This is a genomic window from Nonomuraea sp. NPDC050691, from assembly GCF_040654455.1.
GTDB lineage: Bacteria > Actinomycetota > Actinomycetes > Streptosporangiales > Streptosporangiaceae > Nonomuraea.
The window spans coordinates 1-8,152 of record NZ_JBFAIA010000264.1 but is presented as its reverse complement, the minus strand read 5'-3'; the positions used below and the strand labels follow the sequence as shown (position 1 = coordinate 8,152).

Below are 8,152 nucleotides of genomic sequence, written 5' to 3'. Positions count from 1 at the left end.
CGCGGCGTCGCCGGCCCGCAGCGCGCGGACGGCCGCCCCCGCGACCTCCGGGTCCAGGCCGTTGGAGGCGGGCACGGACCGGGTCTGCCCCGGGCCCTCGGAGCGCCGGCCGTCCAGCCGGGAGACGATCACGTCGCCGTCGAGCGACTCGGCGACGGGCGCGTACCCCATGGCGCGCAGCGAGTCGATCAGCGCCGCCCGCGAGGTGCGCGAGGCGATGACGGTCGGCGCGAGCCGGCGCAGCCGCAGCGAGGCGGAGCGGCGGTCGGCGGTGATCTGGTCGAGCAGCGCCGGGTCGTCGCAGCGGACGTACGCGCTGGCCGAGCCGACCCGGATGCGGCCGTGGCGCCGCGCCACGTCGGCGACCAGGTACGACAGCGCCTGCGGGACCGGCGTCGCGGAGTGGTGCTCCAGGGCGGCGAGCAGCTCGTCGGCGCCCTGCCCGGCGTCGAGCGCGCGCCGGACCGAGGCGTCGCTGAACCGGTAGACGGTCGCCCCGCCCTTGGACTCGACGTCGGCGGCGAGCGTCATCCAGCGGTTGAGCTCGCTGGTCAGCGGGCCGGGCGCGACGGCGGTGAGGTCGGCCTGGAGCAGGACGTGGTCGACGGGCTCGGGCAGCAGCGGCGCGAGCACGGCGGCGGGATCCCCGGCCGCCGCGGCCTTCGCCGTCCGTTTCGGCGCCGACGTCTTCCCCGAGCCGGCTCCACTTCCCGTACCGGTCTCGCCCCCCATGCCGGCCAGCAGGGCGCGGCCGTGTCCGGACAGCACGCCGAGACCGGTCACACCCACCTGCTCGGCCTCACGCAGCGCGAACTCGACGAGCTGCTCCCGCAGAGGTCCCCTGCGGCGCGGCTGCTCCCAGGCCATCCGGTCGAGCACCGACGCGCGGGACGGCGCGAGGCCGGGCGCCGAGGCGAGCACGCCGAGCGCCGCCAGCCGCACCACCGGCGCGGCCGTCCTGCGCAGATCGGGGTGGAGGGCGTTGAGCGGCCGGTCGCGCTCATCCCGCTCACCGACCAGCCCTGGTACGCGGTCCATGTGCAGCCAGGTGAGCGCGAGCGTCACCCACCGGTCGGCCGTCGACCGGACCCGCCACAGGTCGTAGCCGGTGGTCGGCAGCCATTCGCCGTCGACGCCGCCGCCCTGGGCGACGAGCCCGGCCGCGTACGCCACCTCCACGGCCAGCGCCGCCGCCCACTCGGGCACGTCCAGCTCGGCCGTGACGCGCTTCATGTCGCGCACGCCGAGCCCGCCGGTGCGCAGCACGCCGGGCGGCTCGAAGCTCCAGCGCTCACACAGCTCCTCGACCACCCGGACGAACGCGAACGCCTGGCCGGCCGCGGTGCGGTCGGCCAGCTCCTGGTCGCGCGCCGTCCCCTCCAGGGCGGGCGGCGCGGCCAGCAGGTCGCGGTGGACGCGGCCGCCGCGCAGGTGCAGGCCGACCTCGCGGGGCAGCGTCACGCTCTCCTCGCCGGTGGCGGCCAGCAGCCCGCGGGCGAGCAGCTCCTCGATGGGGGAACGGGCCGCCCCGACGCGCACCTCGCGGCGGGCGTTGGGAACCCGGCCCGTCGCCGGGCCCCAGGCGAGCTGGTCGAGCGCCGCCCTGGCCTCGCCGGAGACCTCGTCGACGAGCTTGGCCGGCTCGGCGAGGGCCGCGGCCAGCCGTTCCTTGCCCGTGCCGGCGGTGCCGGGCGCGATGTCGTCGGCCATCTCGTCGAGCTGCTCGGGCGGGTGGTGCCGGAAGACCTCGGCGACGGGCGGCCCCAGCCCGGCCGGGTCGTCGAGCGCCTTGCGCACCCCGGGGGCCAGGTCGAGCGCGTCGTCGGGGCCGTACACGAGGGCGAGGTCGCGCAGCCGGTCGAGTGCGGCGCCGAGCGCCGGCTCGGGCTTCCCGTCGGCGAGCGCGCGTCCGATCAGCTCGTCCAGCGTCTTCCTGGGAGCGGGCCCGTCCTGTACGGCCAGCGTCTCGACGACGGCCAGGGTGAAGCGGTCGAGCCGGTCGAGGGCCCTGCCGATCGCCGACGGGCTGCCGGCCCGCGCGGCCAGGCCCTCCAGGTGCGCGGGGACCGGAGTGATCAGCTCGGGGCGCGCGGACACGAGCGCCCGCAACTGCTCGTCGCTGCGGGCCCTGATCCACTCGGTGAACTCCATCGATGCCATGGTATGTCCCCCTGATCGGGTCACCATGGCCGCGCCGCACGCCCGGCCGCTCAGGAGCCGAGGTAGCGCAGCACCGCCAGGACCCGGCGGCTGTACCCGATGGTGTGCGACAGCGCCAGCTTGTCGAACAGCGCATTGACGTGCTTCTCCACCGCGCTCTGCGACACGTGCAGGGACTGCGCGATCGAGGCGTTGGTCAGGCCCTGCGCCATGAGCTCCAGCACCTCGCGCTCGCGTGCGGTGAGCTGGGCCAGCGGGTCGGCGTGGCTGGTGCGCGCGAGCAACTGGCGCACCACCTCCGGGTCGAAGGCAGTGCCGCCCACGCCCACCCGCTCCAGCGCGTCCAGGAAGTCGCCGACCTGGGCCACCCGGTCCTTGAGCAGGTAGCCGACGCCGTCGATGCTGCCGCTCATCAGCTCGGTGGCGTACTTCTTCTCGACGTACTGCGACAGCACCAGCACCTTGACCTCCGGCCAGCGCCGCCGGATCTCCAGGGCGGCGCGCAGGCCCTCGTCGGTGTGGGTGGGCGGCATCCGTACGTCGACCACCACGGCCTGGGGTCTCTCGCCGGTCACCGCCTCCAGGAGCGCGCCGGCGTCGCCCACGGCGGCCAGGACGTCGTGACCTTCCTCCTTCAGCAGCCGCACCAGGCCCTCGCGCAGCAGGGCCGAGTCCTCGGCGAGCATCACGCGCACGGCAGCCCCACCTCGATCACGGTCGGCCCGCCGGGCGGGCTGGTCAAAGTGAACCGGCCGTCCAGCGCGGCCACCCGCCGCGCCAGCCCGGTCAGCCCGCCGCCGGTGGCATCGGCGCCGCCCATGCCGTCGTCCTCCACTCGCACGACGACCATGGTGCCCTCCTGACGTACGTCGATGGTGACCAGGGAGGCCCGGGAGTGCTTGGCGGCGTTCGTCACCGCCTCGCTGGCCACGAAGTAGGCGGCGGTCTCGACCGGCGCGGAGGGGCGCTCCGGCAGCTCGCAGGTCACCTTGACCGCGACCGCGGCGCGTTCGGCCACCCCGGCCAGCGCCTCGGCCAGCCCGTGCGCGTCCAGCCCCGACGGGTAGACCCGCCAGGCCACCTCGCGCAGCTCCACCAGCGCCTGCTGGGCCTGCTCGTGCAGCTGCTCCAGCAGCTCGGGGCGGCCCCGGCGGGCGCGTCCCGCGAGCATGGACAGCGCCACCAGCCGCTGCTGCACCCCGTCGTGGAGGTCACGCTCGATGCGCCGCCGCTCGGCGTCGACCACCGCCACCACCCCGGCGCGGCTCTCGGTCAGCTCGCTGATCCGCCGCCGGAGCGCCTCGGTCGGGTCGGGAGCGAGCAGGTGTACGGCCAGCCGCCGCTCCAGCGCGCCCACCCCCACCAGGCCGGACACCTCCAGGAAGAGCAGGACGGAGCCGGCCAGGAAGGCGTAGGCCAGCAGCGGCGGGGTGGGCAGCATGCCGTCCACCGCCTCGCCTCGGCCCCAGGACCAGGCCAGCGGCGCCGCCCACCTCATGCCGTACACGAGCAGCAGCACCACCAGCCCACCCAGGAGGCCGACGGGCGCCCGGGCGGCCAGAGAGCGCAGCTCACCCTCCCCGTCCCGGCCCGGGAGCTCCAGCCGCAGCCGCCGGAGTTCCAGCGTGGTCAGCCGCGCGGCCGCCGCACGCACAGCGGGACGGTCGGCGAACGGCACCGCCACCAGGACGAAGAGCAGGCCCAGAAGGGCGGTGACCGCACCAGCGGCCACCGCCCCGACGAGCCGCAGCCCCCTAACCGCCAACCGCATGCCGCCCCTTGCGCCGCTCACTCAGCCGCACACCCACGAAGAGCAGCACGGCCAGGGCCACCGCGGCGATGACCGCGTTGGTGCCCACGCCCACATAGGTCTCCACCAGCGACCAGTTCTCCCCCAGCGTCCAGCCGGCCAGCACGAAGAGGGTGTTCCAGAGCAGGCTGCCGGCCGTGGTGAGCAGCGTGAAGGTTCCCAGCGGCATGCGCTCCACCCCGGCCGGAACGGAGATCAGGCTGCGGAAGATCGGGATCATCCGGCCGAAGAACACCGTCTTGCGGCCGTGCTTGAGGAACCACGCCTCGGTCCTGGCGATGTCGGAGACCTTCAGCAGCGGGATCCGCGCGGCCAGGGCCAGCGTGCGCTCGCGGCCGAGCAGCGCGCCCACCCAGTACAGCGCCAGCGCCCCGATCACCGAACCGGCGGTGGTCCACAGCAGCACGGCCGGCAGGTTCATCTCTCCCCGGGAGGCGGTGAAACCGGCCAGCGGCAGGATCACCTCGCTGGGAAGGGGCGGGAAGAGGTTCTCCAGCGCGATCGCGATCCCGGCGCCGGGCGCGCCGAGCGTCTCCATCAGGTGAATCAGCCATTCCGTCATGCGTCCGAGACTAGGAACGTTCAGGGTAGGGCCACCATGAGGCACATGGCCGTTCAGGGGTGCGGTAAACCGCAGGTGCCGTGGCCCGCCCGGCCGGACCTCCGGCCGCCGCGTGGGTCAGCGGAGCCGCGCCGGGCCGGGCAGCAGGCCCAGCGCGAGGCACACCCAGGCCGCGACGAACCGGTCCTTGTCGGCGTGCCCCGGCGCGTCACCGACCGTCTCCTGGAACATCCGGTAGTGGACCACGGCGCCGCCGAGCACGGCCGCGATGCCGCTCCAGTCGACGTCCGCGTCGCGGTACTCCGGCTGCGTGGAGAACCACGTGGTGATGGCGTCGAACATGGGCTGGAGCAGCCCCTCGCGCACCACCGCCACCAGCTCGGGGAACTGGCTGAGGTCGCGGAAGAACACCCGGGTCAGTTCCGACTCCTCGCGCACCTTGGCCAGCCCGGCGCGGCACAGCCGGTTCAGCCGCGCCTCCAGCTCGACGGAGCCCTCCATGTCGCCCAGCTCGGCCAGGCTGTCGGCCACCTGGGTGCGGGTGCGCGCGGCGTGCTCGTTGATGGCCGCGGCGAGCACCTCGTACTTGGACCTGAAGTGGCGGTAGAGCCCGCCCGCGCCGGGGGACAGCCCCGAGGCGGCCTCGATCTCCGCCACCGACGTGGCGGCGTAACCGCGCTCGGCGAACAGGCGCAGGGCCTCGTCGATGATCCGGTCGCGCGTGCTCACGGCGGGGCGCCCGCCGGCCCTGGCGGGTCCGCTCCCGGCTGCGGCGGCTGGCGATCTGGTCATGTCCTCGGTGACACCTCCGTGAGGAGCGTAGTCGTCACAGCCGGTCGCGGCGGGTGCGGTCCGCGTGGCCGCCGGCCGCGAGGCGGTTCCCAAGGCGTCCGTACGCGGTTGTCGCCCCGATAAGTCAATGGCGTTTCCGCCCATTCCCACCGTGACACAACAAGGGCGGTTGTGGGTAACTCTGCGGTGTTTGGCATCCTGCAGCGTGTGATGACTTCAGTGGGTTTCGATCTGGATCTGACTTTGGCCGATACGCGTTCCGGTATCGCGGCCGTCTTCGACGAGCTGTCGGCGCGGGTGGGCGTGCCCATCGACAGCGGGGCCATCATCACCCGGCTCGGGCCGCCGCTGGAGACGGAGCTGGCCAACTGGTTCCCGGCCGAGGAGATCCCGGCGGTGGCGACGCTGTTCCGGGAGATCTATCCGCGGGTGGCCGTTCCCCTGACCACCTCGATGGCGGGGGCGCGGGAGGCCATCGCGGCCGTACGGGACCGGGGCGGCCGGGTCATCGTCGTGACCGGCAAGAACGTCCACGACGCGGTGCGCACGGTGGACTCGCTCGGATTCGAGGTGGACGAGGTCGTCGGATCGCTGTTCGGAGCCGCCAAGGGAACGGCTCTCGCGCGCTTCGGCGCCGCCGCCTATGTTGGTGACCATGTCGCCGACATCGAGGCGGCGCGGGCGGGCGGCGCCGTCAGCGTGACGGTGGCGACCGGCCCTTACACGGTGGAGGAGCTGCGTGATCACGGAGCCGATGTGGCGCTGGGAGACCTGACCGAATTCGCCGCCTGGTTCATGGGCTGGCACCCCTACGACGAACTCGTGTAATTGCTGCGTAATTACCCGGTCGCCCTGGCGCGCTCCGGGGCATAACCTACATCCATTCATCCTTTACGACGGTTCGAACGAGGTCCCTCCTGTGCCGAGTGGCAAGGTCAAGTGGTACGACGCCGACAAGGGGTTCGGCTTCCTCACCCGTGACGACGGCGGTGAGGTGTTCGTGCATTCCTCCGCGCTGCCCGCCGGCGCCGGGCCGCTCAAACCCGGCCAGAAGGTGGAGTTCGGTGTGGCGGAGGGCCGGCGCGGTCAACAGGCACTGTCCGTCAGGATCCTCGAGCAGCCGCCGACGCTCGCCAAGGTCAAGCCCAAGGGCAAGCGCAAGAAGCCGGACGAGATGGTGGTCATCGTCGAGGACCTGATCAAGCTCCTCGACGGGGTCTCGACGTCCTACCAGCGAGGCAAGCACCCCGACGCGGCCCACGCCAAGAAGATCGCGCAGGTGCTGCGAGCGGTGGCCGACGACCTCGACGCCTGATCCCGGGCGGGCCCCGGGGCGGTGCCGGGCGCCCGAGCCCTCCGGGGCGCGGGCGTCATCCGTGGGGGTTGGTCAGCGGCTTGGTGCGCTCCAGCGTGGTGTCCAGGTCGCCGGAGTGCGGGCGGCGGTGGTCGTCCGGCGTGCTCGTGTGCGCGTCGATCCGTTCGTCCACGGCGCGGATGCGGCGGCGCCGCCGTACGGCCAGCCAGACGAGCGTGGCGGTCAGCGCCGCCCCCAGCGTGGCGAACCCCGCCACGCTGCTCTCCGTCAGCGACAGCAGCAGCCCGACCAGCCCGCCGAACACCCACGCGAGCTGGAGCAGCGCCTCGACCACGCCGAACGTGGACGAGCGCACCTCCTCGCCGATCTCCCGCTGCACGATCGCGTCCAGCGCCAGCTTGCCCAGCTCCTGGGCGAACCCCGTGACCAGCGAGATCGCCACGGCGGTCCACAGCCCGAACAGGGCGGCGCTCACGATCGTGGTGACGCAGGTGACGGCCAGCGTGATGAGCACCATGACCTGCGGCGCCCGCCGCCGCGCCCAGTTCGCGGCGACCGCGCCGAGCAGGCCGCCGAGCCCGGCCGCCACCGCGAGCAGCGCGATCGTCTTCGGCACGTCGAAGAACGGCTCGCGCTCGGCCAGCCACGGCACGCCGCCGTCCTGGACGAGGAAGAGCAGGAAGAACAGCAGGAAGCCGGAGAACAGGCGGAGCGCCACGTTCGCCCAGACCGCCTCGGCCACGGCCGGGCCCACCTGGAGCAGCGTGCGCCACTTCGGCGGGCCGCCCGGCTCGCCGTCCGCCTCCTTCAGGTCGGGCGAGTCGACGTGGCGCGGCAGCCGTACGGCCGAGACGCCCGCGAGGAGGAACACCACCATCGCCACGCGCAGCACGGCCGCGCTGCCCAGCCAGGCGGACAGCCCCGCCGCGACCGGCACCACCGCGCCCGCCGAGACCAGCGAGAACAGCGCGACCCGGGCGTTGGCCGACACCAGCGTGATGTCGGCGGGCAGCACGCTCGGCATGATCGCCGCCCGTGACACGTTGTACGCCTTGGACAGCACGAGGACCCCGAGCGCCCCGCCGAACAGCGTCACCACGTCGCCCGGCCCCACGGCGGCGGCCATCGCGAAGCACAGCAGCCCCCGGCCGAACAGCGTGCCGGCCATGACGTAGCGGCGGCCCGAGCGGAACCGGTCGAGGATGGGCCCCACGAACGGTGCGAGCAGGGCGAACGGCAGCATCGTGATGAGCAGGTACATCGCCACGGGCCCGCGCGCCTCGCCCACCGGCACCCCGAAGAACACCGTGCTGGCCAGCGCCACCGTGACCAGCGCGTCGCCCGCGCCGTGGCCGGCGGTCAGCTCGATCAGCCGGCCGAGACCGGTGCGGCCCGCCCCGCCCGCGTGGGTCAGGCGCCTCGTCGCCCGCCCGGCCCCGCGAACGCCGCCGGCGGTGGCGAGGCCCGCGAACCTGACGCCGCGTCCGGTGGCCCGGGCGGCCCTGGCGGTGCC

At 74.0% G+C, this 8,152-nt stretch carries 8 protein-coding genes; 2 read left to right on the top strand and 6 right to left on the bottom strand.

All coding sequences use genetic code 11. The features are described 5' to 3' along the window. The 5 genes from AB0H81_RS42460 to AB0H81_RS42440 all read right to left on the bottom strand — a co-directional run. The coding region (locus tag AB0H81_RS42460; RefSeq protein ID WP_358387469.1) for a helicase-associated domain-containing protein at positions 1-2,151 on the bottom strand (2,151 nt) is incomplete at its 3' end. Positions 2,152-2,210: 59 nt separating this feature from the next. After that, a complete protein-coding gene (locus AB0H81_RS42455) occupies positions 2,211-2,855 on the bottom strand; it encodes a response regulator transcription factor (RefSeq protein ID WP_358387467.1) in 645 nt (214 codons plus the stop codon). Next, positions 2,846-3,931 carry a histidine kinase gene (locus AB0H81_RS42450; RefSeq protein ID WP_358387464.1) on the bottom strand — a complete coding sequence of 362 codons (1,086 nt, stop codon included), beginning with the start codon at positions 3,929-3,931 and terminating at the stop codon, positions 2,846-2,848. The genes AB0H81_RS42455 and AB0H81_RS42450 overlap by 10 nt, the downstream gene beginning before the upstream one ends. Further along, positions 3,915-4,532, bottom strand: a complete 618-nt coding sequence (locus AB0H81_RS42445; RefSeq protein WP_358387462.1) for a DedA family protein — start codon at positions 4,530-4,532, stop codon at positions 3,915-3,917. Before AB0H81_RS42445 ends, AB0H81_RS42450 begins: the two co-directional genes overlap by 17 nt. A 117-nt stretch (positions 4,533-4,649) precedes the next feature. Next, positions 4,650-5,324, bottom strand: a complete 675-nt coding sequence (locus AB0H81_RS42440; RefSeq protein ID WP_358387459.1) for a helix-turn-helix domain-containing protein — start codon at positions 5,322-5,324, stop codon at positions 4,650-4,652. Positions 5,325-5,534: 210 nt separating this feature from the next. On the opposite strand from AB0H81_RS42440, the gene AB0H81_RS42435 reads away from it, so the two are divergent. Both AB0H81_RS42435 and AB0H81_RS42430 read left to right on the top strand, forming a co-directional pair. Further along, the gene (locus AB0H81_RS42435; protein ID WP_358387472.1) at positions 5,535-6,152 is read left to right on the top strand and encodes an HAD family hydrolase; all 618 of its coding nucleotides are present in this window, start codon (positions 5,535-5,537) and stop codon (positions 6,150-6,152) included. A 91-nt stretch (positions 6,153-6,243) separates the two neighbouring features. Next, positions 6,244-6,639: a cold-shock protein gene (locus tag AB0H81_RS42430; protein ID WP_345391204.1), complete on the top strand. Its 396-nt coding sequence runs from the start codon at positions 6,244-6,246 to the stop codon at positions 6,637-6,639. Positions 6,640-6,694: 55 nt separating this feature from the next. On the opposite strand, the gene AB0H81_RS42425 is transcribed toward AB0H81_RS42430, so the two are convergent. Beyond that, positions 6,695-8,152 (bottom strand): MFS transporter (locus AB0H81_RS42425; protein ID WP_358387457.1); only part of this gene is annotated, 1,458 nt, incomplete at its 5' end.

Coding starts and splice junctions, on each gene's coding strand:
- AB0H81_RS42440 (WP_358387459.1), bottom strand. CDS start 5,324: ATGACCAGATCGCCAGCCGCCGCAGCCGGGAGCGGACCCGCCAGGGCC.
- AB0H81_RS42445 (WP_358387462.1), bottom strand. CDS start 4,532: ATGACGGAATGGCTGATTCACCTGATGGAGACGCTCGGCGCGCCCGGC.
- AB0H81_RS42450 (WP_358387464.1), bottom strand. CDS start 3,931: ATGCGGTTGGCGGTTAGGGGGCTGCGGCTCGTCGGGGCGGTGGCCGCT.
- AB0H81_RS42435 (WP_358387472.1), top strand. CDS start 5,535: ATGACTTCAGTGGGTTTCGATCTGGATCTGACTTTGGCCGATACGCGT.